Raw genomic sequence first — 24920 nt, forward strand, 5'->3', positions numbered from 1 at the left:
CCTTTTTAATCTTGGACAAGGAGTGGCGCGCTATAATCATCCACAGATTTTATCAACAAGGAAGGCGTATGAGTATTCCCATTTATACTTATGATGCGGTGATTGTCGGAGCTGGTTTAGCCGGATGTGCGGCAGCTCGCGAATTGCAAAAAGCCGGTAAAAAAGTTGCCGTCGTCACAAAACTACACCCGTTGCGCAGTCACTCCGGTGCTGCTCAAGGCGGTATCAACGCGGCGTTCAGTGACGCTGACAGCGTTGAGCTCCATGAGTTTGATACCGTAAAAGGATCGGACTATCTTGCCGACCAAGACGTTGTTCAGTTTATGTGCGAAAAAGCTCCTGAAACGATCCGTTGGATAGAGCGTATGGGAGCGGCATTCAGCCGTAACGAAGACGGAACAATCGCTCAACGCCCATTCGGCGGTCAATCGTCACCGCGCGCCTGTTTTGCAAAAGACCGTACCGGACTGACTCTCCTACAAACTATTTATGAGCAAGCGTTCCGTGAAGGTGTCGAGTTTTGGGATGAGTGGTATGTTGCCGATCTTTTATACAATGACGGCAAAGTGTACGGTGTCAGCGCCTACAACATCCGTAACAGTGAAAAAGCGATTTTCAATGCGAAAGCCGTTATGTTTGCAACCGGCGGATATGCACGTGCATTCAAAATCAATTCAAATGCTCATGCTAACACAGGTGACGGTCTTTCACTCGTAGCACGTCACGGTCTTCCTTTGGAAGATATGGAATTCGTACAATTCCATCCGTCAGGTCTTTCAGGAAACGGTGTTCTTATCTCTGAAGCAGCCCGCGGAGAAGGGGGGAAACTCCTAAACTCACTTGGTGAGCGCTTTATGGAAAAATATGCACCAAATGCAATGGAACTCGCATCTCGCGACGTTGTAGCCCGTGCCATTATCCAAGAGATTCGTGAAGGACGCGGTGTCGGTCCTCGTAAAGATGCCGTTTATATCGATCTTGTTCACCTCGGTAAAGATAAAATCATGGAACGTCTTCCTGAACTTCGTGACCTTGCGATCACGTTCCTCGGGCTTGACATGATTAAAGAGCCGATTTTGATCTCGGCAACGGCTCACTACTCAATGGGTGGAATTCCGATGGATAAACACGGTCATGTTCGTAAAAACAATACCGAGTTTGTTGAAGGGTTTTATGCAGCCGGCGAGTGCTCATGTTCGTCCGTTCACGGTGCAAACCGTCTCGGTGCCAACTCGGTACTCGAAGCGTTGTTATTTGGTCGCTTTGTCGGAAAAACCATGGTAGACGAAGTTGATGGCCTGACATTGCATCATGCAACAGAAGCCGATGCTCAGCGGATGATCGATGAGATGAACTGGGTTCTTACCAATAACGGCCAAGAATCAGTATCCCAGCTTCGTGAAGAACTTCAGCAATCAATGACTGACAACGCCGGAGTTTTCCGTACACATGAAACACTAACGGCTCAAATGGAAATTCTAAAAGATTTACGTAAGCGATACCAACATATCCGTATTGCCGATAAATCAAAAATATTCAACACCGAACTTCAAGAGGCAATCGAATTCGGTCATATGCTTGATTATTCCCTCTTTATCGTTGCAAGTGCACTTGATCGAAAAGAGAGCCGTGGAGCCCACTTCCGTGAAGACTTCCCGACGCGTGATGATGAACAATTTTTGAAACATACGATGGCTTACATGGATGAAAACGGTAATGTCACGCTTGACTACATGGATGTTACCCTCGGTCGCCATGAACTCAAAGCACGATCATATTAAGGAAGAGACTATGGATACGATAAAATCGCAACAAGTAACGTTTAAAGTGTTCCGTTTCAATGAAGAAACGGATTATCTTCCTTACTATAACACTTATGTTATGGATGTCACGCACGAAGAAGTCGTCTTGGATATCCTTAACCGCATCAAATGGGATCATGACGGAAGCCTCTCTTACCGTCGCAGCTGCCGTCACGGTATTTGCGGTGTTTGTTCAATCAAAGTAAACGGAAAAGGCATTTTGGCCTGTAAATCACGTCTCTTTGATCTCATTGATGTTTTTGGAAGTGAATTGGTGATTGAACCGCTTAGTACCAAACGTGCTATTAAAGACTTGATTATTGATAAAAAAGATTTCTGGGACAAACATGCGGCAGTTAAACCGTTCCTTGTTAGCGATATCGTAGAACATCCTGCGAGTGAACACCTTGTCAGTCCTCATGATGCCGAGAAACTTCTTGAAGCGGACTACTGCATCCAATGCGGTGCGTGTCATTACTCATGTCCTGCTCTCGCGATCAACGAAGAGTTCATCGGACCTGCGGCTTTCGCTGCGGCATACCGTTTCTCTGCCGATGTACGTGATGAAGCTTCAGTAGAGCGCTTACATGTGGTCAATGAAGAAGCTCAAGGGGTTTGGGATTGTGTCAAATGTATGGAATGTGCGGAAGTCTGTCCTAAAGAGGTCAATCCGATCGAAAAAATCACCAAACTTCATAATATGATTTTTGAAGCCGGTGTTGCGAAAAACAATGTTGCGACACGTCATGCCGTCGGATTCGCTCACTCTATCGAAAAACATGGTCTTCTCGACGAAGGTGAACTCGTACGTTATTCTGAAGGGAATATCGGTGTACTGAAACACGTCCCTGTTGCTCTTAAAATGTTTGCCAAAGGTAAAATCGTATTGCCATGGAATATGCCAAAAGCCGATAAATTAGATGAGATCAAAAAACTAATCAAATCTTCATCAACAGTAAAGTTTTAGGGAGTACCCAATGGAAAAATTAAGATATGCACTTTTTACCGGCTGTACCGCAAAAGAGAGTACGCCCGAACAAATGATGTCAACTTTGGCAGTCGCAAATAAATTGGGAATCGAACTTGTAGAACTCACCGAAGCTTCTTGCTGCGGTGCTTCACACCTACAAGATTATGATGACTTTTTATCTTTGGTTTTGAATGCGCGTAACATCGCGTATGCTGAAAAACACGGTCTTACAATGGTTACTATCTGTAATACGTGTCAGCTCAACACAGCAATGACTAAACACAGATTAGACCATAATGCAGAGCTAAAAGCAAAAGTCAACGCAAAGCTCGCAGAAGTCGGATTGGAATACAAAGGTACTTCACTAATCACCCACTTCCTGTATGCCATCATCGATGATTTCGGTTTGGATAAGATCAAAGAGATGGTAGTTAAACCTTTAAGCCAATTCAACATTGCACCGTTCTACGGATGTCATAATATCCGTCCTTCTGAGCTTCAAAATGAAACTCATAAAAGCCATGAAAGTGCTTATGCACCTACTTCACTCGATGATCTTATCATTGCCTGTGGCGGTGTCAATGTCGATTATGAAGAAAAAAATAAATGTTGCGGTTTCCATGCAGAGCTCCAAGCACCTCGTACGGCTGCAATCTTGACGGGTAACGCAGTCGCAGGTGCGATGGATGCCAATGCGGACTGGATGGTCACTCCGTGTCCTCTATGTCATCTTAAACTCGACACGCAAACGCATCATGCCTCTGTTGCCATTGGTCGTGAAGTTTCTCTTCCTGTCCTTCATATGCAACAAATGGTCGGTTTGGCACTCGGATGTACTCCGGATGAACTCGGACTTAAACACCACGTTACCAAAGTCGATTTCGTCTAATCATATTTCCCCGCAGTTGCGGGGATTTTTTATCTATTGCTTCGGTCGAAATGCTTTAATAACCTCTTCGTTACATTCCAAGTATGGTCCTTCGATCAAATCAATACAATATGGGACGGCTGGAAATACGGCGTCCAAACATTCGCGAATCGATTTCGGTTTACCAGGCAGATTGATGATGAGCGATTTACCGCGAATCCCAGCCGTCTGGCGTGATAGGATCGCCGTAGGAACGTATTGCAGGCTTACCTGGCGCATCAACTCTCCGAAGCCAGGCATCATCTTCTCACAGACATTCTCTGTCGCTTCAGGAGTTACATCGCGTAATGCAGGACCTGTCCCTCCGGTGGTCACGACAAGACAACACCCCTCACGATCACACAGCTCAATCATTGTCGCTTCGATTGTACTTTGAACATCGGGAATACAGCGGTATACGATCTCATGTTCTGATTTTAAATACTCTTTCATCGTATCCTGAATGGCTACACCTGAAATATCTTCATAAATTCCTGCACTCGCACGGTCTGAGGCAGTGATAACACCTATTTTGATCATTAATAATTCTCCTGTAAAAAATGGTTGGCTCTTTTGATAGAGGTGACGGTAGCATAAGGGAGAAAAAACTCTCGCGCACCTTCAACATCGATCACTTGATCGTCCAGTCCCAGATAGACCTCAATGACTATTCCCTTGTCTCGAATACTTTCCATAAGGGTATCCGTCCACTCAAAATAGAGCAGCTCTTGCAATTCATCGCTATTATTTTCCGCTAGCGATATAGGAGCTACAGGAGACGGTGCGAAGCAGCTCGTTAAAAAGCTCTCCAGATACCGTTCGGAATCTTTAAAATATCCGCTCATCTGTAATCGTCGGAACGACTCTTTTTTGGTTTGGAAAAAAGCGGGGGAAAACAGTTGCAGGGTATCGATACGATGTGCTGCCTGCGCTGTGTAAAGTGCAGCTTTGATCGCTCCATAGCTAAAACCTGCTACGGTAAATTCACTCTCTTTTAGGTATTTTTGAAAAAATACCTGATCATCCGCAAGGGCAAAACCGCTATAAAATCTCATTCATTGTTGCTTTCGCCAGAGATTTGGAGATTTGCTCGTACTCATCCAAGATGGATTCAAATTTAGAAACAATTTTTTCATGCCGTTCCAATAAAGCACTCATCTCCTGATAGAGACGATCGGTCAGTTTTGTTTCGTCTTCCGCCTTAGGAAGAACAGTACTACCCATGCCATATTCATACACCATTGCATGCACCAAATCTTTGGCGACGGAAAGATCATGAGACGCGTTGCTCGCATGTTCTCCGAAACGCAAATGCGATGCTGCGATTCCTGCAAGATGCACTCGAACATGCGCCTCGATTTCATGGCACAATTGCGGTTCTGCCGTCGGCGGGGTAATCGCATCGTTGGTGAGCGTGATTTTCTCATACGGAAGATCAAACCAAGTAGCGGCAAATATTTTTCCGGCCTGATAACGGACTTGATAACGCCGCTGCTCATCACTCAACATCGCAATTTTTTTCTTACCGAACATCACTTTGTCTTTGACCGCCAAAAAGTGCTCGATTTTTACCTGAATCTCATTTTGCCGCATACACAACAATGCCGCTTCGTTCACCAACGCCGCTAATGATGCACCGTTAAAACCGACCGTCATTTTTGCAACATCGCTGATGGAAAGTTCATGCGGTATTGCACGGAGATATTTATTGAGAATCGCTTCGCGCTCGGTTGCGGTAGGGAGTTCTACAAAGATACGGCGATCAAAGCGTCCGGCACGAAGCAAGGCGGCATCCATAACATCGATATTATTGGTCGCCGCAATAACGACGATACCGCTGGTATCTTCGAATCCGTCCATCTCAGTGAGAAGCTGATTAAGGGTCCCTTCACGTTCATCATTACGTTCGCCGCCGCGTTTTTTGCCGACGGCATCGATCTCGTCTATAAAAATAATCGCAGGTGCATTTTTCTTGGCGGCATTAAAAAGTTCACTCACCCGTTTTGCACCCATACCGACATAAATCTGGACAAACGAAGCACCGCTTTGATAAAAAAACGGAACATCCGCTTCGGCGGCAACCGCTTTTGCGATCATCGTTTTACCGACACCCGGAGGTCCTACCAACAAAACACCGCGTGGCATGCGTGCACCGAAACTGTAATAGCGTTTCGGATTGCGTAAAAAGTCGATAATCTCTTCTAGTTCTTCTTTCACATCACCGATACCGCCGATATCACTGAATCGTACTGTCGATTTAACCGGAGTGACATTAGTTGAGGGTGCTTCAGCCTCAGTTGGCGCTTTTACAACCGGAGATTCTATCGGTGTATCATCTTCAAAACCGAGTTTACTTTTCCATGCCCAATATCCTGCCCCACCGATTAGTGCAAAAAAGAGAAAAAACCATCCCCAACCATTTCCCCCTTTAGGTTCAATAACAAGATGGGATGTAAGAGAAGCAGGCAACTGAGAAGATGCAATTTTGACAACTCCATTCTCTTTTGTCGCAAAATAGGTAAAATCGCCGTCACTAAACGCTTTTTCGATCTGGTTATTTTCGATCAGTTTTGTAGCCTGATCGAGAGTCACTACGTTTCCGCTGTCTCGTAATAATGCAAACAGAAGTAAAATGATAACTATTGCACCTGATGCGGCAAGGATGAGCTGATTACGATTAAAATTTGGCCAAGTTATATTCATCGAGCACCTCATATGTATCCAGTGTAATCCAGTCGCCACTGAGATCTTCACTGCTTTCAATTATTACTTTATTAAAGAATTGATCATATCCGACATTTTTACCTGATTCACTTGTCTCAACCAACACGTCCAAAGGTACAGAGCTCATATTGGCACGAAATGCACGATTATTGGATTCGATCAAATGGGTGAGTTCACTCATCCTTTTTGCCGAAACCGTTCCGTTCACTTCAGGTTTCATAACAGCACTCGGTGTTCCGTCACGTTTGGAATAGGTAAACGGATGGATATGGGTAAGATGAAGTTCACGGATATTTCGCATCGCCTCTTCCCAAATCGTATCGCTCTCTCCGGGATGACCGACAATAAAATCGGTTCCAAGGGCAAATCCTTTGGCATTCAGTATACCGAATAATTCTACATCGTTGGCAAATCGGTTGCGACGGTTCATAAGACGGAGCATTGCATCCGAACTATGTTGAATCGCAATATGAAGATGCCGTTCCAACCACGGTTCATCCAATATTTCCCGAAAGGATTCATTGATTTGTATCGGTTCGAGTGATCCGACACGGATACGGCGAACTCCACGGATCAACGACATTTTTTTCATCAGTTCGGCGATATTGCGCCCTTCTCCCTGACCGTAACTTCCGACATTGGTTCCGGTTAGGACAAATTCTCCGAAACCGTTGCTCGCAAGCCTCGTGACCTGCTCCAAAATTTTCGACTCGTCCATACTCCGTGCATCGCCGCGTACATAGGGGATAATACAGTAACTGCAACGGAAATTGCACCCCTCTTGAATCTTAATAAAAGCGCGTGATTTTCCGACAAACTCATCGACAATCGCATCGTCGATGTAGTTCAGATCACCGATCTCATAGAAACGGCTTTCACTGGATAGAAGGGTATTGATTTTCATTTTTTCAGAAGGTCCGAATACCCCCTGCACTTTTCCGGTACCGAAGAGGCTTTCCCCTTTGGTATGGGCACCGCAACCCGTCAAAAAAAGCTTTTTGCCCTGTTTGTCAATTTGATTAATGTAGCCTCGAACACTGACATCCGCACCGTTGGTCACAGTACATGAGTTGACAACGACGATATCGGCTTGGCTCTCATCTTCCGTCACTTCATAATCACTTAAAGCACTCATCATGACCTGTGAATCAAACAGATTTGTCCGACAGCCGAAAGTTTTAAAATAGACTTTTTGTTTCATAATTCTACATCCGGCATAGATGGATTTACTGCGGCTTTCGAAGTATAAATCATTTGTGTAGGGTAGGCAATCGTAATATCATCCTCATTATTAAACGCGTCTACAATCTCAGCTGAAATGGTACTGCGCAACGTTAGAGTGGCATATGCGTTGGTCAGATACCACGCACTTACTTTCATTCCGTTCGGCTCGATAAATGTAAACACACGAGGTTCGACATTCGTATTTTTTAAACTGTAACGGTCTCGCAGTTTATTGAGCTGTTTGCGTGTAATATCGGTATACCCTTTTGAATACTTACGGCATATCTCTTTTGCGAGATGAGACGCTTTTTTGTGGTTTGAATCAAACGTAATGACGATATCGATTCCATCCCAAACGGTCTTAAGAGAGCCGTGCGTGTAATTCGCGATTAACGAAGTAAAAATATAGTTGTTCGGAACGAAAATGATACGACCGCCCCGACGGTTATGCATGACCGTTGTCAACGTAATATCTTCCAAGAGGGTTATCCGTTGCAGTGAAACGTCTAAGACATCCCCCAAATAGATCATTCCGTCTTTTTCTACACGGATACGGTCTCCAACATGAATCGAGCCTCCCACAACGATGACCAGCCATCCCAAAGCAGACATAAACCAGTCACGCATCGCAATCGCAAGACCCGCAGAGGCAAATCCGAGAACCGTTGCCAAGTAGCCAACGTTATCGATGTAGCTGAACATCAGGATCAGAATGATAAAAGTGACATTCACAAACGTCAAGATCTTGTTTGCCGTATAAAAACGCTCATTATCGACAATGTAGCGTTTTATCACCCGTTTGAGTAAAAATGACAAAATAAACAGAGTTAGAATGACTAACCCTATATTGAGCAATTTGTAAAGCTGATCTTTGATCTCTTTATTGATTTTGGCTTCGGTCGATTCAATCCGTTTTTCATAGACATCGGCTGTAGAAATCAATGTGTCCAGAGCGAGTTTAAACTTCTCGACCTGGAGAAGCGTTGCTTCCAATTCTACTTCATAATCGCCTTTCGGATTAAGACGAATCAAATCTTTATAGACGGCGACCTGACGTTCCAACAGTGAGATAAGTTCTTGTAATTCATCTTCTCGAAGAACATAATCGTGATATTGACTGTTGAGGCGCTTGACATAAGAAATACCGGTTACGATTTCAAACGGGTTGGTAATCGTGGGTAGGGTTCCGGCTTCATCAGGTTTAAGCAGCGAAACAAACGGAGACGTCCCCTGCGCTTTAAGAAGTTCTACTTGATCGGTCAGAATTTTTTCTTTTGCTTGAAGCGCTTCGGATTCCAGTTTGCGTTCAACACTCGGATTGTAATCATGGAGTTGGTCAAGTCTGGATTTTACCTCACGAAGACTTTTTCGGGCCTCTTGGTATGCCATGTAGGAGTTATAACTTTTGATCCAGATACTGCTGTCGTGGGAAAGCTCTTTTTTAATTTTGATAAGCTCATTTTGCGCATTTTGGAATTCAGTGTCTTTGGCCGATTCGTCAAGTTTAGCCTGAAGTGCCTTTTCCTCTTTCTGATTTGACTGCTCTTGTTTTGTCGCAGCATCAAGCGTTGCGGTAAAGGTAAAAAGTACGAATAAAAAAGATAGGAAAACTTTCATATACTCAGGTTCACACTATGATATGTTGAAAGAATCTTTTTAACGGTGGCCGGTTCAACCGCATCGGTAATTTCTACTGCACCGATTCCGCGAGGGAGAATGAACGTAATAGCACTGTCCGCACTTTTTTTATCCAGGAAAAAAGTTTGATAAAATTTTTCGACATCGGCGATCTCATACGAAAGAGGCAAAGCGTATTTTGCTAAAAGCTGTTTAACCCGTATCGCTTCATCACGGCTCATCAATCCTACTTCACACGCCAATTCATTGGCCATCACCATGCCGATCGCCACACTCTCTCCATGCAAATAGGTTTCATATTTTGTTTCATTTTCGATTACGTGACCGAACGTATGCCCGTAATTTAGTGCCGCACGGAGTCCCTGCTCTTTTTCATCCTCTTCGACAACACCTGCTTTGGTCTCAACCGCCTTGGCGATCGCGTATTGGAGATTATCCCCTTCACGCAGATCATTCGCTTCCAACCACTCGAAAAAAGGTGCATTAAACGTCACAGCCATTTTGACAATTTCCGCAACACCCGCTCCGAATTCACGTTCCGGGAGGGTTGCCAAAAAACTTGGGTCGATATAGACGGCTTTGGGCTGGTGGAATGCTCCGATCAGATTTTTACCGAACCGGTTGTTTATCCCTGTTTTTCCTCCGACACTTGCATCGACCTGACTTAACAATGTCGTCGGGATTTGTAAGAAATCGATACCGCGGTTATACAAACTGGCACTGAAACCGCCCATATCCCCGATCACTCCCCCGCCGAATGCAATTAAAAGCGATTTTCGATTCAGTCGGTGATCGAACATTCGCTCCAAAACGGATTCAATGCTTTCCCAATTTTTATACTGTTCTCCGTCTGGAATCGTAATAATATAAATTTCTTTTGCGCTAAGTCGTGACAAAAGAGTTTGCAAGTGCAATCCGGCTACTTTTGGATTGGTTAGAATGGCAACTTTGCCTTCATGCTTGATTTCGGGTAATGGTCCGATATGAATAGAATAAGAGTCATCAATAACACGTTTGAGGTTGATAGAAATCGTCATAAAAAAGCCTGATGATTAAGTTGCAAGAAATTGAATCAATAATACAGGAATATGACTTAAAAGCCTCTGTGTCCGTTATATTTGTGTCGGGATGAAAAGTTGATGATAGTGTCCCAATTTACGATAGAGAATCTCAGGATCGGTTGAAAAGAATGCGCGTATCGGGCTCATAAACATTTTAGAAGTAAACGGTAAAACATGGAGAAAATTCTCACGTTCACGCAACTCTCTGATCGGATTGCTTTCTTGTTGGGAAACATGAATCGATTTCGAAAAAATGGTCGAAAGGTTATTGAAATGTTCAATGACTTCATGCTTATGAGACCCCTCTTCATTGATATAGTTTATCAACTCCAGATTAAATCCGAATTGGGAAGAGACGTCAAAAATTGTCGTCGATATATTTTCAATATGTCCCTCATCACTTAAAATAACAACACTCTCTTTCAACGCAGAAAAAGACCGTTCAGCAAGTTTCAGTACCGGCACATTTCCGGCATAAAGTTTTTTACGGATGGAAGAAGAGGCAAAAGCACGATGAGAAACCAAAAACAAGCCGATATGATATTTTTTAATATCGTTAAAAATCATCTCTTCATCCGGTTTTCCGTCGTAACAGATATCGATTGTCATATTGTCCTGAGCCGAGGCTTTCAGCATTCGCAATACATCGATATCACCCGGATTGATCACCTTGACAATAAGAGGTTGCCGCAGCTTTTTTTGGATAAAAACACTGCGTCTAACTAATGCCATAATCGATGAGGATTTTTCAATACTCATGTCGATATAAAGATAAAGTTTAGATCCAAACGGTGCGGGAAATTGCCCAAGTTCCCGTTTAATCGCTCGATAAATGGATCGCAATACTGAAGGTTCTCCCACCAATACCAACGTATCATTAGGCTGAATCATTTTATTGTCACTTGGAATTATTAACTGCCTATTACGATAAATGGCAGCGATTTTCCAATTTTTTTGCTCAATGGAGCCGATATGACGGTACACAAATGAGCTTCCGAAAGGAACGATTACTTCCATGATTTCACCGGAACCCAATCCGATATTTTTAGCTAAAACAGGAATGTTCGGGAGGTAGTCAATCAAATTTGCGGCAATAAGTTCTTGCATATTTACCCATTCGATATCATCATTAGGGCTGGTTGCATTCCACAAATCCAATGCAATAATTCGAATAGAGGGTTTATACATTCGGATATTTTTAATCGTATGTTCCAGATCACTCGCATTTTCCATTACCAATACGACTTGCCAAAAGTCCATTTTCAATAAGTTGGAAATTTTGTAAAAACTGGTGGTGTCAAATTGAAAGAATTTAAAGCGGGCAGGATTAAATCCTTGAAAATCATTTTCCTGCGTCTGGACGACATAATAAAGATTTTCACTGGTATAGGTACCGATCACACGCTCAATATAGTGATGACCAATAGCTCCGTCACTGACGATTAAAATTTTTTTCATACCCGTGTAAACTTCTTATATTGCTTATTTTTAGGATGAGATTGTAGCACATTTGTATTATAGAGACTAAAAGTGATATCAATATGTTGAAGATTGTTGTTTTTTTGATTGCAAAGCTTGTCCGTACCAAGGAAAAATTTAATACTATTAACGGCATCAGCATAAACTATTTATACTGGGAATATACGCCGTAACCATTCAATCTCTAAAGCAGTTTTTCCTGCCCGATGCGATACAGGGCAAAATCGTATTTAAGCGGATCAAGCGGATCAAACCGTTTCAGCATTTCCGTCAATTCTATAGCTGCTTTCATATCACACTGTTTACGCTCTAACAGCCCCAATCGGCGAGAAACATTAAACGTATGGGTATCCAGCGGCATTATCAGATCACTTTGTTTTACCTCTTTCCATAAACCCATATCCAATGCATCGTGACGTACCATCCAACGTAAATACATCATCCAGCGTTTCATTGCTGAAGCCTTGTTAACAGTATCAATCGGTTTTCCGATCAAAAATTGATACCCGGTAGAGCGATACGAGTTGAGATCGTAAAGGGTACTGATCAATGATGTAACTCCGCCGATTATTCCGGTTTCTTTATACCCTTGCATAAATACCTTTTCCGCCCCACCGATCTCTCTTAGTGCTCCCAATGTACGAAACCATTGAACAATATCTTCGGTCGTTTGAAAACGGTAATATTTTCCTTTTAATTTATGCCGTAAATCTGATTCGTTCGTATCATACAGATCATCCTCCAAAGAGGATAAAAAGGCAACGATAGCTTTAGCGCTCCCATAGGCGAACAATGCACATGTAAGGGCGTGATGCTGATCCATCGATCTGCGTGCGATTAAAAGAGGATCCGGACGCTCAAAACAAAGCTCATCTTCACAATTTCGGGCTGCTACCTCAGCATCCAGATAATCTTGTATGGCTTTCACGACCGCCCTAAAAGATAGAGTTGTTTACGTTCGGATGAGCCTGCAATATTGAGCTGTTTGCGGTATTTGGCAATCGTACGGCGAACCATGGTGATTTTAAATTTATCCTGGATCAACTCGAGCAGTTTCATATCACTGAGCGGTTTTTTATGCGATTCATTTTTGACCAGTTCGCTTACGTATTCTTTGATTGCGGCATTGGAAACATCTTCGTCGATAGCGGTGGTAAAGAAATCTTTCATCGGATAGATACCGCGATCGCACGCAATGTATTTATTGGCAATCGCGCGGGAAATAGTTGAGGGATTATGACCGAATTCATCGGCTAATGTTTTAAGCGTTAGCGGTTTGATGGCCCCTCCCGTAAAAAAATCGTACTGGTATTCGACGATCATCAATCCCACTTTATACAATGTCGCTTTACGCATCTCAAGTGCATCGACGAGGCTTTTCGCCTCTTTAAGCTTGTCACGGACAAACGGGTGATCAACTCCATACGCCGCATCGATTGTGATATCGGGATAATATCTGTCATTGAGGCGTACTTCTATCCCTGTCTCCGGATCGTTATGGATCATCAGATCCGGTATAACCTGCGTCGAGTCTTCCAGATAATCGATCGCAGGTGGATTTTTAAAGCTTCCTATAACCTTCATTGCCTCTTCAAAAGCAGGCTCTTTACGATAATTTCCAAGCTCTTCCAAATGGGTAATTATTTCACGTGCAAGGGTATATCCCTCATCACTGATAGAAGCGGATTCAAGCTGAAACAAGAACGATTCGTTAACATTTCGAGCGCCGATACCGACAGGTTCGATATGGATAAAACGGAGACGAATTTTTTCGAATTGATCATGCGTGATACTGTTTTGGGTACAGAATGCTTCACTATCCCCTTCATAATACCCCTCCTCATCCAGGTTCTCGATAATATGGGTTGCGACTGCTCGCGATATCGGTGTCGGAAATAACGACGTATCCATCTGTTCTTCAAGAACTTCGTATAAACCTTTACTTTGAACCGTTAGGGCTTCAATCACTTCACTTTGGGAATTTTGGACATATCCGTAGAGAATTTTTTTCGGGATTCTCGATTCAAACGACTCTTCATATCCCGATTTTATCTCGATGAGAGGATTGCCCTCGACAAACGGAGCCATCGCCTCGCCCAAATCGCTGAGACTCGATTGTAAAATCGGCAGCCAGTTACGAAGGGTATTGGAAAGCTTGTTTTTGAGCTCGACGCTTGTCTTGACCCGTAGCATGTGATGTTAGAACTTGAACGATTCACCGAGGTAGTGCTGGCGAACGTCGCTGTTATGCGCAATCTCATCACTGGTCCCCGAAGCGAGCAATTCGCCGCTTTTAATGACATATGCCCGATCACACACCGCTAACGTCTCACGTACGTTATGGTCCGTAATCAATACTCCGATTCCATACTCCACTAACTGAGAGATAACACCCTGAATATCCATGACCGCGATCGGATCGACTCCGGCAAACGGTTCATCGAGGAGCAAAAAGCGGGGTTTGTTTACCAATGCACGGGCTATCTCGGCACGACGGCGTTCTCCCCCGCTGAGATTGATTCCGCGGCGATTCCGGATCGGCTCGATGTTAAACATTTCCAACAGCTCTTCGATCCGTTTTTCCGCCATCTCTTTGTTCAATTTTCCCGCTTGCGCCGCGATAATAAGATTTTCCTCCACGGTGAGGTCTTTAAAGATCGATGCTTCCTGAGGCAAATAACCGATTCCCATGCGTGAGCGCTGATGAAGCGGCAGATTGGACACGTCCTCGCCGTCTATGTAGACTTTCCCACCTGTCGCTTCGATCAAACCGCAAATCATGTAAAACGTCGTTGTTTTCCCCGCACCGTTGGGTCCGAGCAGCCCTACTACCTCTCCGGTACGAAGTTCCATACTGATGCCCCGAACAATCTCATGGTTTTTGATCGTTTTAACCAAATGATCGACTTTTAATTCATGCACGCTGCACCTCGTAATATCGCGATTGATCATCGCATTTTGTAATTTTTAAAATCAGACAATCGATCCCGCATCGCTTTAGCAAATCGATCAGAGCAGTATCTCCCCACTCGACCAGATGATACCCCTCTCGCTCCAGCTCTTCCATCATCCCCAGACTCAGAAACTTCTCGAAACCGTAGTTGTAGAGATCGTAATGGTAGAGTTTATCACCGTAACGCTGCTGCAGAGAAAATGTAGGAGAGGTAACCGTCTCTTCCATCCCGAGATAACGGGCAAACGCCTGTGTCAAAGTCGTCTTCCCGCTCGCCAAATCGCCTTGCAAAATGACGACACCACCCTGAGGAAGTTCTGCGACTATACGCTCGCACACCTGCGGTAATTCATCGAGGGTCAATTTCATCATAGTTTGGAAGAGACCGATATGATTTGTTTTAGTTTGTCAGCTGCTTTGCCGCTGCGCAACGTATCTTTGGCAATCTCAAGCCCTTCTTGGACATCACGTGCCATCCCCTCCGCGACGAGAGCGTATGCCGCATTGATCAGCACCATATCCCGTTGCGCCTCAGTTGAGCGGTTGTTTAAGATATCGGTGAGGATTTGGGCGTTACGTTCCGCTTCCCCTCCGAGGATCGCTTCAAAAGGGGCTTTCTTAATCCCGAACATCTGCGGATCGATCTCAAAATACTCGATTACACCGTTTTTCAGATGTCCCGCATAGGTGATGTCACTGATGCTGATTTCATCCATCTTCTCCCGCGAACTCACCACAATCGCCGATTGCATCCCCAGCGTACGCGCCGCTTCCGCCATTTTCGGGACAAATACCTCGTCAAACACCCCTAAAAGTATTTTGGAAAGCCCTACCGGATTAGTGAGAGGACCGAGGATATTAAAGAGCGTTTTTTCAGGGATCGAACGGCGTACCGGCATGATAAACTTCATCGCCGGATGGTGGTATTGGGCGAACAAAAAGGTAAATCCGCACTCTTGAAGCAGCGTCGAGCTTTGCTCCAGCGTAAGATCGAGTTTGACCCCCAGATATTCTAGAACATCGGCACTGCCTGATTTGGAAGTGATGGAGCGATTCCCGTGTTTGGCGACATAAGCTCCCGACGCCGCGAGGACAAGCGCTACCGTAGAGCTGACATTGAAACTTCCGCTCTTGTCTCCCCCCGTTCCCACGACATCGATCAGTTTGGGCTTAAGTTCAGCAGGGACTTCGAGGATGATCGAGTGGGTACGCATCACCTCTGCCGCAGTTGCGATCATTTCCGCAGAGGTCTCTTCATTGAGGGTAAGGGAGAGTAAAAACTCCCGCATCTGCTCATCGCTCATTCTATGTTCAAAAAGTGCTTCAAAATCGGATTTCGTAGCGATCATGAGAGTTCCTTTACATAGAGGTTTTGCTGGGATTTCGGGGTTGATTTGATCGTCGGGATAGCGAGTACTTCGTAGCGCATCTGTTTTTCGAGATAGACGAGAGTGATGATATCCCCTACTGCAACGTTTTTAGCAGGCTTCACCGCTTTGTCGTTGATGTAGACGACACCCTCGCCGATCATATCCTGAGCGACGGCACGGCGTTTGGTCAGATTGACCGCATTTAAAAATTTATCGATTCGCAAAGAGGTTCCGTAGTATTGAGTTTGAAGTGTTTATTGTAGGTAATGAAAGCTAAAAGAGAGGTAAGAGCGCAAAAATTGTTCCACTATTTTTTCGCTCTTCAATTTAACTCGCGAAACCGCTTTTAAAAGAGTCTTTGGCAACGACGATCTGTTTTTGTTTCTCTTTACGCGCCGTATCTTTTTCGACAAAGATTTTTTGACGGGTTTCGGGGTCCATTTCGGTGTAGTACATTACTGCCGAATACGTCCCCGGTGTAGGGGTAAAAACCTGAGCCTGTTCAGGGTTCATCTTTAGTTCGTCCGTCGTAAAACGCTTCAAATCGTGCATATCTTTTTCGGTGCATCCCGGATGGGCGGCGATAAGATAGTAGGTCAGAAACTGCTTTTTCCCCTCTTCGCGGTTGAGCTTGTCATAGAGCTTTTTAAAATCGACGAGGGTTTGTTTGCCCGGTTTGTTCATCAGATGCAGAACATGATCCGAGGTGTGTTCAGGGGCGACTTTCATCTGTCCCGAGATGTGATGTTTCACCATCTCTTTGAGATACTCATAACCGTTCTTTTTGTCTTCGTTGATCAAGTCATAACGGACGCCGGAAGCGACAAACGCTTTTTTGATTCCGCGTACTTCACGCAAACGACGCAATAGGTTAATAACACGGGTGTGATCGACATTCATCGATTTGCACAAGTGGGTGTCATCCACGCATCGCTGATGGGTACAGGTCCCGTGCTTGAGCTTTTTAGTACATTCATAGCCGTACATGTTAGCCGTAGGGCCTCCGACATCGCTGATGATCCCTTTAAAATCTTTGTATTCGGTAAACTGTGCCGCCTCTTTTAAGATCGACTCTTCGCTGCGGGTACGGATGGTACGCCCCTGATGGACACCGATGGCACAGAAATTACATTCTCCCCAGCACCCCTGATGGGTCATAATCGAAAACTTGATGGTTTCCAGACACTTAACCGCCCCTTTCGGACGATGATACGGATGGAGTTCACGGGTATACGGCAATGCGGATACCGCGTCCATTTCCGATTCGTCCAAATAATCCGCAGGTGGGTTTTGGATACTGTAGCGTCCGTCCACCTCTTGGCACAAACCGTTTGCCGAAATCGGATCGTTGTTATGGTAAAACGCGTCAAACAGGTCAATATAGCTCTCTTTGTTTTCCAAACACTCAGCATGAGACGGCAAGGTCAAATACCCTTCACGAGGCTCTTTGGCGATATAACATACACCGCGAATGTTATGAGGAGATTCACCGGAAGCTAACGCTTTGGGCAGAGCGATAATCGCACCCTCCCCCATTCCATAAATCAGATAATCGGCTTTGGAATCAAACAAGATCGGCTTGCGCAGTTTGTTTGTCCAGTAGTCATAATGGGTGACGCGGCGCAAACTCGCTTCGATCCCTCCGAGGACGATAGGGACCGTGTTTTTGAAATGTTTGCGGATCAGATTCGTATAAACGAGCACGGCTCGATCGGGTCGTGCATTGTTAACACCGCCGGGAGTATAGTCGTCACTGTTACGGAATTTTTTGGTCGCGGTGTAGTTGGAAACCATCGAATCGACGCTTCCGCCGCTCACACCCCAAAAAAGTTTCGGTTCGCCCAAGCGCATCACATCATCGGTGGTAATATCCGGCTGTCCGATAATCCCGACTCGGTACCCTTCTCTCTCCAATATCCGCCCTACAACGGCAACCCCGATAAAGGGTGAGTCGATATAGGCATCGCCGGAGATGAGGATAATATCGCATTGATCCCATCCGCGTGCATCCATTTCGGCACGGGTAGTGGGTAAATAGCGTAGATGTTCAGGTGTAATTGTTTTCATAACGCGATTGTACGGTTAAATCTCTTAGGAGAGGCTATGAGGTACGGTATAATAAAAATATGGAAAATAATCTAAATCAAGAGATCATCGAGCATCTCATGCACCCGCGCAATTACGGTCCGCTCCAAACTCCCACGGGTGTGGGAGTCGGGCACAGTGAAAAAACCGGTGAATTTGTCATTTTTTATATCAATACAAAAGACACAACACTGCAGGAAGTCGGCTATGCGACGAACGGCTGTCAAGATACCGTCGTTTTAGGCTCAATGTTCACCGAAATGATCAAAGGACAAACAATCGCATATGCCCAAAGTGCAGCCCAAAAACTTCGCGATAAAGTTGCCATGGGACCGCTCAAGCAACAAGCATGCGCGAATATGGTACTTACGGCATTTGAAGCGGCTTTGATCCATGAACAACAACGCAAAGAAGGCTCGACCGAAGAGCTTCACGCGATTGAAATAGGAATGGAATGTGAGGTAGAAGAATGATCGACGCAACACTTTTTCGACGCAAACACCAGCTTTGGCTGCGGATCACTTTTATGTCCTTTGCGGTGAATGACCCGTGGGTAAAAAACCGTCTGTACGAGTTTTCCCAAATGGAATTCCGCCATCTCAAATGGCTCGCCGGATCGCTATATGAAAACAATTCAGCGTACGATTATGAACGTGACCCAAATTTTACGATTGAAAGCACTTCTTTTTTTGAATTGATCCGTACGGCGATCAATGAGATAAAAACCCTCCATCTGCTCTATCTATCATCCCCTTTGAGTGAACGGATGAAAAACGATGAAAAATATATCCTTTCGGCGTTGGAGGTTTATCTCGAAAAAAATTCTTTGGATGAACCGATTACTGCCTTTAATCGTTCCCGCCATTGGCCGGATTCTCTGCTCAGTTCAGCTGAAACCGACGCGCTGACCTACTTCTTGTTTGAAGAGAGCTACAAAGAGTATGAACTCATCATGGTCTATTTTTATCAGCAAATTCGTGCGACGACTGCGGCACAGGTCAGCCATTATCAAGACCTGATTGATGAGTCCCATTTTCATCTGCGCTCGTTTGGGGAAATGATGGCAAAAATGGGGATTTTGGCACTTCCGAGACCTCTGCATCCGCGAACGTATGAAATCACCGATATGGAAAAGTTTCTCACTTCAGGGATACAGGAAGAGGAAAATGCCAAAGAAGAGTGCCGAAAACTCTCTTCGTCTATCACCGATGAAAAACTTGCCTCATTTTTTGAATTTATCAACTATCAAGAGAGCTATCACATCGAAATTATGAAAAAATTATTAGGAGAACTAAATGGTTGAGCAAGGTAATATCTATATACTTTTAGCAGTTGTGGCACTTTTCGCATTCGTACTTACCCGTAAAAAAGGGTAAGTTACTGCAGCAATGTAACGGGAGAAATATATGAACCTTCAAACCGTTCAATCCCTAACTCTTTCAAATTTTTAATTTCATTTTCATCTTCAATATTGATAGCAATTACCATAATATCCAACGTTCGTGCTAGATTAGTGAAACTTTCCATCCTTTTTCCTGTCTCTTTCTCAACCATGATATCCTGTAAATACGTTCCATTGACTTTGATGTAGTCTGGACGAATATCTTGTAAATACGTGGCTCCTTCTTCGGGTATCGTAAAATGATCAATTCCGAATTGATATCCAAGCTTTTTGAACATTGATCCAATCGAAGAGACGGCTTCGAGTTCATGTAATGCAGTCGCATTGTTCACCTCAAACCACAAAACCAAATTGTTCTGGAGATGAAATGCTTCCAATTGTTCTTTCAACCAAGATATATTTGCAGATTTTTTGATAAAATCACTGCTCAGATTAAGTGCAAGTGGAGCATTGAAAGAGTGGGCATTAATATATTTCAACGCTTCCTCGATAACATAGCGATCTAATGTTTCGATTAATCCCAAACTTGTTGCAACAGGGATAAAATAACCGGCAGTCTGAATATTTCCGTCACGATCTAATAATCGTAAATATACCTCTTTGTGAATCACATTCAAAATACCCGACTGCACCTCTACAACATCCTGAACCGCCAAAAGTATCCGTGACTCTTCCAAACTTTGAAGTAACTCGTTTCGCCACTCCTCACGCCCTAAAATTAATGTTTCACCCTCTTTTTGACACACATCGATTGTAAAATTCCCTTTTTGTTTAGCTTCGACAACAACATGATCAGCACGTGAGAAAAGCGATTTAAGGGTATCTCGTTCACTATAAGTACCAATACCACATCCTATCGTCAAATAAGACAAAACAGAATCTATTTCTTCCATGACACTGTGCATATGATTCATCACATTTTCAAGTAAAGGGTGTATGGCAGAGATATCACTTTCAGGAATGACAACAAAAAAATCGGATTCATTGAGCCGTATGATCAATGCATTCCTGAAGCTTTCAAACTGGGATAGCAAATCATTCGCAAGTTCTTTCATCAATGTACAATCTTGATGATATCCCAATTCACGTTTTAACCGCTCTACTTCGTCAAAACTGACTATCACATACACACCCGACGATAAAGAGCTATGTGACTGCAAATAATCTTGCAGCTTCACGGCAAGATAACGGCGATTGTAAAGTTTTGTTTCCGGATCCTTATAGAGTAACTCTTGATAATGCAAGAGCGTCGCATTTTCTCGGTCAAAAATATCTTTTACTTTAGCAACCATCGCATTCATAGCTACCGTAACAGAGCGAAATTCGGTCGTAAAAGGAATTTTTTTCTCAATAATAAATTCATTATCGATGATTGCCAGAGCCTGGTTTCGGACCCTTACAAGTGATTTGAGACTCAAAGATAACAATAAATATAATAGAATAAATACAATACTTCCTACTACTAAAAACGTTTTGATCAGATCTATAAAAGTAATGTACAGTTGCCGATATGCGTGTCCCGTATGCCCACTCACTTCGAGGGTACCAAAACGATTCCATCCCATCATGATATCGCTTTTTACCGTTACGTTGCGGATAGCTATCCTCTGAACAAACCACTGTGGAACATCATGTACACGTACATCGTTTTGACGTATATAAATCTGTTTTCCATCAAGATCAACCAGACGGATCATTTCATAATATCCGCTGTCAAAAATCGCATTGATCATTGTCTCCATACTGGAAGTATCATTCGGATCGGCTACCTTGGAAAGGGATAGCCCAAGTGAGTGTGCCGTGTTTTTTGCATCCGTGTAGAGTTGATTTTGGACGAATTCCGTCGCACTTTTGAAATTAAGCACCATAACCGAAGCCAATATCACTATCAAAAAGAAACTTAATATAATCGCCATCTGTTTAAATAAACTCATCTCTAATCCTTTTGTCGTGAAATAATCAACTCATCCCATGGACGAGTCTGCTGTGCTGCTGCAGGAACGATTTTCCCAATTTGCGCTTGTTTGGCATTAAAGAGCTCATCTCCGCTGAAACTGTAAATCGGGACTAGATCGTCACGCATACTGGCAGGAAGTATTCTGAAATTGTAGTTATCAAGTACCAGCGGCATCGCTCTCGGTTTTTCATAATATGTCAATACCAGATGCGCCGTTTTATAGCGGAGCGACTTTGCATACGTCATATAAAGCTTCGACGTCGGCACGCCAAGTTCTTTAAGGGTAAAATATTTGGCAATGACGTAGTCTTCACAATCTCCTCTGTCTTTGCCGATAAACTCCAACCGTGTTGCCCAGTAATCACTCACTCCCCATACGTCTTTATCGGATGCGTAAGGAGTTTGATTAAAAAATTCGTTCACTTTTTCGAGTTTTTCCATCTCACTTAAATCTTTTGCCTCATTCATCATCTGCACCAATGCAGCTGCACGGCGTACGGCAAACGGACCGTACTCTTTTTCGATTTTATTTAATAATGTCTGTGCAATGCCAAATGAGGGAGAGCTAAAGAGAATGGCGGCTATTGCCGCCATTAGAAGAAAAATAGTGAGCGTCTTTTTCATACGCTTATGATAACACTTTTCAGCCGATTTAAGTTAAATCGACTGTATGTCTGTCTCAACTCTCAGTACAACGGTAGAATCTGTAGTACTCGTATACTCATTGAAGTTGTAACTAACACCATTAATTTCATGTGAAACTTGTGTTGGTGAATTCCATTCGCTAGAATTTGCCAATCCAACTTTATCTCCACTATCACCCAAAATAGTTAATGTAGTGTCCGTACTTTTACCTGTAATATCCAAAACATCCTGAAGCGAAATATTTTGGAGCTGGTGATTGCCTACATTCAGATCAATAATCTCGATATTCGTAATCGGATTATTTGTGTTATCCAATGCACTGAAATCTATATTATTATTGCTTGTAAGCACCAATGTATCAACACCTGTTCCGCCATCAATTCCTTTGAATGTATGATCTGTAGTCGTATCCAATACACCACTATTTGTATGAATGTCGCTGACGAGAATATCGTCACCGCCTCCACCTGAGAGTAGATCGCTGCCGGACGTACCTTGTATCGATTCATCCGCAGAGGTACCCGTAAAGATATGATCACTATCGATCGTTACATGTAATGTCTGGGTATTTGTCATATCCCCGTCTGCATCCACATTGCTGACATTAAACTGCAGATTGGCATTTTGAGTCGAAGTCGTCGCTGTGACAATACCGATATCCGAGATTTTAATAACATCAGTATCACTCGTAAGCGCTCCAAATGCCTCAGTACCTGTACTTGCACCGCTATCCCCTACAGCAGGGTTCAGATCAATGCCTGACCCACTTAAATTGTCAGTCGTCGTGATCACCTGCGCACCTACAATGACATAATGCTGACCAGCACTATTGTAATCGTTGCTTTCGATAATTACCAGTCCATCATTATTGTCCAGTACAAAATTCGTATAACCTGAAGGCAATGTATCACCATGTTTATAAATATCAGTATTATCTATTACAACAGCCTTGGTTGTATAAGTACCTGCTACAGTGTCATAAAGTTTGAGGTTGACAACGAGATCTTCTGTATTACCGATGCCATCAAATCGTAAATACATATTATTTGCTTGTGCTGTTGGTGTGCTGATAGCATACCCTTTTGGATCTGAACTGTAAAAATTGAAATCTAAAATATCCTTTTGTCCAATCGTATCACCACCGACTCCATTTGCGGAGTTCGAAACACTGACCCAGCTTGTTCCAGAACTCAGTAATTCACCAGACGTATAAGTGGAATCACCTGTATTACCATCGCCAGAAATCAAAGGAGAACTATTGCTACTTGTATCACCAGTAAATTGAACATAAAAATTGGATGACAACTGCGTTACCATTACCGCCGGATGCGTTGAATCAACTGTCGATGTTCCAGATTCATATCCAATAAAGCTTTGCCCTTGGGCAGTTGACAAAACCGTATAACTCTCAATCGGATGATCCAGATGGACAGTATAAGTACCTGCAACTTTATCGAATGTCAAACTACCCGTCTCATGCGTTAATATACTTGGAGTTGTTGGATTACTCGCATAATCAAATGCGACTTTAAATACTGCTGTATTGGCACTTTCCGAATCCCAAGTGACTGATTGATTCAAAATCGCATTACTACCGACAACACCTGCCAATGTAATGGATGCAAAATCAGAATTAGTTGCAGAATATGGGCTACTATGAGTATCAGCACCTATACTGTAATCATAAATACCTGTTCCGCTATAACTCCAATTTGAATAGATTAAATCCGTTTTATCCAAAACGCTTGGCATATCGTCATTGAATGTGATGTTCAATGTACCCTGTGCCGTGCTGCCGTCTGAATCCGATACTGTGTAGTATTGCAAGTTAACCACTGCATTGTTCTCGGTGTTGTCCCCAGCTTGTCCATCGAGACTAAGCTGAAGTACATTCTTCTCTAACGTAACCGTGTAGTCACCTGATGTCGGATTCACTACTACATTGAACAACTCCTGACCTACACGAGAAGCATCGATACTGCTCGTAATAACCGCTGTCAATGTGCCTGCATTCCAGTGATACGTCACGCTCTCCTGCCCTACCGTACCAGTCGTTCCGTCCATCGTACTGAATGTGATTGAACCGGCTCCGTCTCCGCCAAAGTTATGGATCAGTGTACCGTTCCAAACCGCTTCAGACGCTGAAAACGGAACCTCGCCCGCGTTGGCATCGATATCTCCTGTTGTGCTCGCCGCATTTCCGGCTGCCAAACCGTCATCGTCCACCGTTGCATACGTAATACCAGCACTCGGTATATTCGCATCATTGATACTGAAGCTCGCATTTGCCGTTACTGCATCTCCGTCACTGTCCGTCACGGTGAACGTCAGATTGTCAACGACCGCCCCTGAAGTATTGTTTACACTCGCATCCGCGGTAAAGATGTAATGGCCAGCTGCCGTCACTTGGATAGACCCGTGTCCGGTATCAATTGCTTGGGAATATCCATCCTCTCCAAAGCTCAGCGCTTGGCCATTGATATGGGTCACGCCCGCACCATCTGCGCCCGCTACGAAACTGAAATCACCTTCGACAAAGGCTCCTTCGTCCAAGCTTCTAAGTGCCGAATCGCTCGCGCTTGGCATATCGTCATTGAATGTGATGTTCAATGTACCCTGTGCCGTGCTGCCGTCTGAATCCGATACTGTGTAGTATTGCAAGTTAACCACTGCATTGTTCTCGGTGTTGTCCCCAGCTTGTCC

General features: G+C 43.9%; 22 protein-coding genes. 5 read left to right on the forward strand and 17 right to left on the reverse strand.

The genetic code is table 11. The features are described 5' to 3' along the window. The first annotated feature begins 68 nt into the window (after positions 1 to 68). From sdhA to PHE37_RS11120, 3 genes are read left to right on the forward strand one after another with little or no spacing between them, the layout of a single operon-like run. Positions 69 to 1781 (forward strand): succinate dehydrogenase flavoprotein subunit, encoded by a 1713-nt coding sequence (sdhA, locus tag PHE37_RS11110; protein WP_299996763.1) that lies wholly within the window; start codon positions 69 to 71, stop codon positions 1779 to 1781. Positions 1782 to 1791: 10 nt separating this feature from the next. Beyond that, entirely contained in the window at positions 1792 to 2769 is a 978-nt protein-coding gene (gene sdhB, locus PHE37_RS11115) for a succinate dehydrogenase/fumarate reductase iron-sulfur subunit (protein ID WP_299996766.1), read from the forward strand. A 10-nt stretch (positions 2770 to 2779) separates the two neighbouring features. Beyond that, positions 2780 to 3661: a CoB--CoM heterodisulfide reductase iron-sulfur subunit B family protein gene (locus tag PHE37_RS11120; protein ID WP_299993753.1), complete on the forward strand. Its 882-nt coding sequence runs from the start codon at positions 2780 to 2782 to the stop codon at positions 3659 to 3661. 33 nt (positions 3662 to 3694) lie between these two features. Here PHE37_RS11120 and mog read toward each other — a convergent pair whose 3' ends face one another. The 14 genes from mog to PHE37_RS11190 form a co-directional block, all read right to left on the reverse strand. Continuing rightward, entirely contained in the window at positions 3695 to 4219 is a 525-nt protein-coding gene (gene mog / locus PHE37_RS11125; RefSeq protein WP_299993754.1) for a molybdopterin adenylyltransferase, read from the reverse strand. Beyond that, entirely contained in the window at positions 4219 to 4734 is a 516-nt protein-coding gene (gene bioV / locus PHE37_RS11130) for a pimelyl-ACP methyl ester esterase BioV (RefSeq protein WP_299993755.1), read from the reverse strand. Before bioV ends, mog begins: the two co-directional genes overlap by 1 nt. Continuing rightward, a complete protein-coding gene (locus PHE37_RS11135; protein WP_299993756.1) occupies positions 4721 to 6382 on the reverse strand; it encodes an AAA family ATPase in 1662 nt (553 codons plus the stop codon). The genes bioV and PHE37_RS11135 overlap by 14 nt, the downstream gene beginning before the upstream one ends. Next, complete coding sequence (mtaB, locus tag PHE37_RS11140) at positions 6357 to 7604, reverse strand: tRNA (N(6)-L-threonylcarbamoyladenosine(37)-C(2))-methylthiotransferase MtaB (protein WP_299993757.1); 1248 nt, start codon at positions 7602 to 7604, stop codon at positions 6357 to 6359. Before mtaB ends, PHE37_RS11135 begins: the two co-directional genes overlap by 26 nt. After that, positions 7601 to 9244: a mechanosensitive ion channel domain-containing protein gene (locus PHE37_RS11145; RefSeq protein WP_299993758.1), complete on the reverse strand. Its 1644-nt coding sequence runs from the start codon at positions 9242 to 9244 to the stop codon at positions 7601 to 7603. The genes mtaB and PHE37_RS11145 overlap by 4 nt, the downstream gene beginning before the upstream one ends. Beyond that, positions 9241 to 10302 (reverse strand): 3-dehydroquinate synthase, encoded by a 1062-nt coding sequence (gene aroB / locus PHE37_RS11150; RefSeq protein WP_299993759.1) that lies wholly within the window; start codon positions 10300 to 10302, stop codon positions 9241 to 9243. The genes PHE37_RS11145 and aroB overlap by 4 nt, the downstream gene beginning before the upstream one ends. Positions 10303 to 10377: 75 nt before the next feature. Further along, positions 10378 to 11784, reverse strand: coding sequence for a TrkA C-terminal domain-containing protein (locus PHE37_RS11155; RefSeq protein WP_299993761.1), 1407 nt, complete (start codon positions 11782 to 11784; stop codon positions 10378 to 10380). A 205-nt stretch (positions 11785 to 11989) separates the two neighbouring features. Beyond that, on the reverse strand, positions 11990 to 12733 hold the full coding sequence (locus tag PHE37_RS11160) for a TIGR02757 family protein (protein ID WP_299993763.1): 744 nt from the start codon (positions 12731 to 12733) through the stop codon (positions 11990 to 11992). Next, on the reverse strand, positions 12730 to 13998 hold the full coding sequence (locus PHE37_RS11165) for an RNA polymerase factor sigma-54 (RefSeq protein WP_299993764.1): 1269 nt from the start codon (positions 13996 to 13998) through the stop codon (positions 12730 to 12732). Before PHE37_RS11165 ends, PHE37_RS11160 begins: the two co-directional genes overlap by 4 nt. Before the next feature lie 6 nt (positions 13999 to 14004). Then, positions 14005 to 14727, reverse strand: coding sequence for an LPS export ABC transporter ATP-binding protein (gene lptB, locus PHE37_RS11170; protein ID WP_299993765.1), 723 nt, complete (start codon positions 14725 to 14727; stop codon positions 14005 to 14007). Next, positions 14720 to 15130 (reverse strand): tRNA (adenosine(37)-N6)-threonylcarbamoyltransferase complex ATPase subunit type 1 TsaE, encoded by a 411-nt coding sequence (gene tsaE / locus PHE37_RS11175; RefSeq protein WP_299993766.1) that lies wholly within the window; start codon positions 15128 to 15130, stop codon positions 14720 to 14722. Before tsaE ends, lptB begins: the two co-directional genes overlap by 8 nt. Beyond that, complete coding sequence (gene trpD / locus PHE37_RS11180) at positions 15127 to 16107, reverse strand: anthranilate phosphoribosyltransferase (protein WP_299993767.1); 981 nt, start codon at positions 16105 to 16107, stop codon at positions 15127 to 15129. Before trpD ends, tsaE begins: the two co-directional genes overlap by 4 nt. Then, positions 16104 to 16352, reverse strand: a complete 249-nt coding sequence (locus PHE37_RS11185) for an RNA-binding S4 domain-containing protein (protein ID WP_299993768.1) — start codon at positions 16350 to 16352, stop codon at positions 16104 to 16106. The genes trpD and PHE37_RS11185 overlap by 4 nt, the downstream gene beginning before the upstream one ends. Positions 16353 to 16455: 103 nt before the next feature. Further along, positions 16456 to 18195: a YgiQ family radical SAM protein gene (locus PHE37_RS11190; RefSeq protein WP_299993769.1), complete on the reverse strand. Its 1740-nt coding sequence runs from the start codon at positions 18193 to 18195 to the stop codon at positions 16456 to 16458. Positions 18196 to 18254: 59 nt separating this feature from the next. Between PHE37_RS11190 and PHE37_RS11195 the strand changes: the two genes are divergently transcribed. Then, positions 18255 to 18686, forward strand: a complete 432-nt coding sequence (locus tag PHE37_RS11195; RefSeq protein ID WP_299993770.1) for an iron-sulfur cluster assembly scaffold protein — start codon at positions 18255 to 18257, stop codon at positions 18684 to 18686. Further along, entirely contained in the window at positions 18683 to 19516 is an 834-nt protein-coding gene (locus tag PHE37_RS11200; protein ID WP_299993771.1) for an iron-binding protein, read from the forward strand. Before PHE37_RS11195 ends, PHE37_RS11200 begins: the two co-directional genes overlap by 4 nt. A gap of 74 nt (positions 19517 to 19590) precedes the next feature. On the opposite strand, the gene PHE37_RS11205 is transcribed toward PHE37_RS11200, so the two are convergent. The 3 genes from PHE37_RS11205 to PHE37_RS11215 all read right to left on the reverse strand — a co-directional run. Next, positions 19591 to 21549, reverse strand: coding sequence for a LapD/MoxY N-terminal periplasmic domain-containing protein (locus tag PHE37_RS11205; RefSeq protein ID WP_299993772.1), 1959 nt, complete (start codon positions 21547 to 21549; stop codon positions 19591 to 19593). A 2-nt stretch (positions 21550 to 21551) separates the two neighbouring features. Next, positions 21552 to 22196, reverse strand: coding sequence for a transglutaminase-like cysteine peptidase (locus tag PHE37_RS11210; RefSeq protein WP_299993773.1), 645 nt, complete (start codon positions 22194 to 22196; stop codon positions 21552 to 21554). Between the two features lie 33 nt (positions 22197 to 22229). Further along, on the reverse strand, positions 22230 to 24920 hold a 2691-nt coding region (locus PHE37_RS11215; protein WP_300008634.1), incomplete at its 5' end, for a hypothetical protein.

The sequence above is a fragment of the Sulfuricurvum sp. genome, assembly GCF_028681615.1.
In the GTDB taxonomy this organism is placed as follows: Bacteria; Campylobacterota; Campylobacteria; order Campylobacterales; family Sulfurimonadaceae; genus Sulfuricurvum.

What these genes read in the sequence shown, in the direction of transcription:
- mog (WP_299993754.1), bottom strand. Translation starts at nt 4,219, where the DNA reads ATGATCAAAATAGGTGTTATCACTGCCTCAGACCGTGCGAGTGCAGGA.
- PHE37_RS11205 (WP_299993772.1), bottom strand. Translation starts at nt 21,549, where the DNA reads ATGAGTTTATTTAAACAGATGGCGATTATATTAAGTTTCTTTTTGATA.
- mtaB (WP_299993757.1), bottom strand. Translation starts at nt 7,604, where the DNA reads ATGAAACAAAAAGTCTATTTTAAAACTTTCGGCTGTCGGACAAATCTG.
- PHE37_RS11195 (WP_299993770.1), top strand. Translation starts at nt 18,255, where the DNA reads ATGGAAAATAATCTAAATCAAGAGATCATCGAGCATCTCATGCACCCG.
- tsaE (WP_299993766.1), bottom strand. Translation starts at nt 15,130, where the DNA reads ATGATGAAATTGACCCTCGATGAATTACCGCAGGTGTGCGAGCGTATA.
- aroB (WP_299993759.1), bottom strand. Translation starts at nt 10,302, where the DNA reads ATGACGATTTCTATCAACCTCAAACGTGTTATTGATGACTCTTATTCT.
- PHE37_RS11155 (WP_299993761.1), bottom strand. Translation starts at nt 11,784, where the DNA reads ATGAAAAAAATTTTAATCGTCAGTGACGGAGCTATTGGTCATCACTAT.
- PHE37_RS11120 (WP_299993753.1), top strand. Translation starts at nt 2,780, where the DNA reads ATGGAAAAATTAAGATATGCACTTTTTACCGGCTGTACCGCAAAAGAG.
- sdhA (WP_299996763.1), top strand. Translation starts at nt 69, where the DNA reads ATGAGTATTCCCATTTATACTTATGATGCGGTGATTGTCGGAGCTGGT.
- trpD (WP_299993767.1), bottom strand. Translation starts at nt 16,107, where the DNA reads ATGATCGCTACGAAATCCGATTTTGAAGCACTTTTTGAACATAGAATG.
- PHE37_RS11190 (WP_299993769.1), bottom strand. Translation starts at nt 18,195, where the DNA reads ATGAAAACAATTACACCTGAACATCTACGCTATTTACCCACTACCCGT.
- PHE37_RS11200 (WP_299993771.1), top strand. Translation starts at nt 18,683, where the DNA reads ATGATCGACGCAACACTTTTTCGACGCAAACACCAGCTTTGGCTGCGG.
- sdhB (WP_299996766.1), top strand. Translation starts at nt 1,792, where the DNA reads ATGGATACGATAAAATCGCAACAAGTAACGTTTAAAGTGTTCCGTTTC.
- PHE37_RS11165 (WP_299993764.1), bottom strand. Translation starts at nt 13,998, where the DNA reads ATGCTACGGGTCAAGACAAGCGTCGAGCTCAAAAACAAGCTTTCCAAT.
- PHE37_RS11135 (WP_299993756.1), bottom strand. Translation starts at nt 6,382, where the DNA reads ATGAATATAACTTGGCCAAATTTTAATCGTAATCAGCTCATCCTTGCC.
- PHE37_RS11145 (WP_299993758.1), bottom strand. Translation starts at nt 9,244, where the DNA reads ATGAAAGTTTTCCTATCTTTTTTATTCGTACTTTTTACCTTTACCGCA.
- bioV (WP_299993755.1), bottom strand. Translation starts at nt 4,734, where the DNA reads ATGAGATTTTATAGCGGTTTTGCCCTTGCGGATGATCAGGTATTTTTT.
- PHE37_RS11210 (WP_299993773.1), bottom strand. Translation starts at nt 22,196, where the DNA reads ATGAAAAAGACGCTCACTATTTTTCTTCTAATGGCGGCAATAGCCGCC.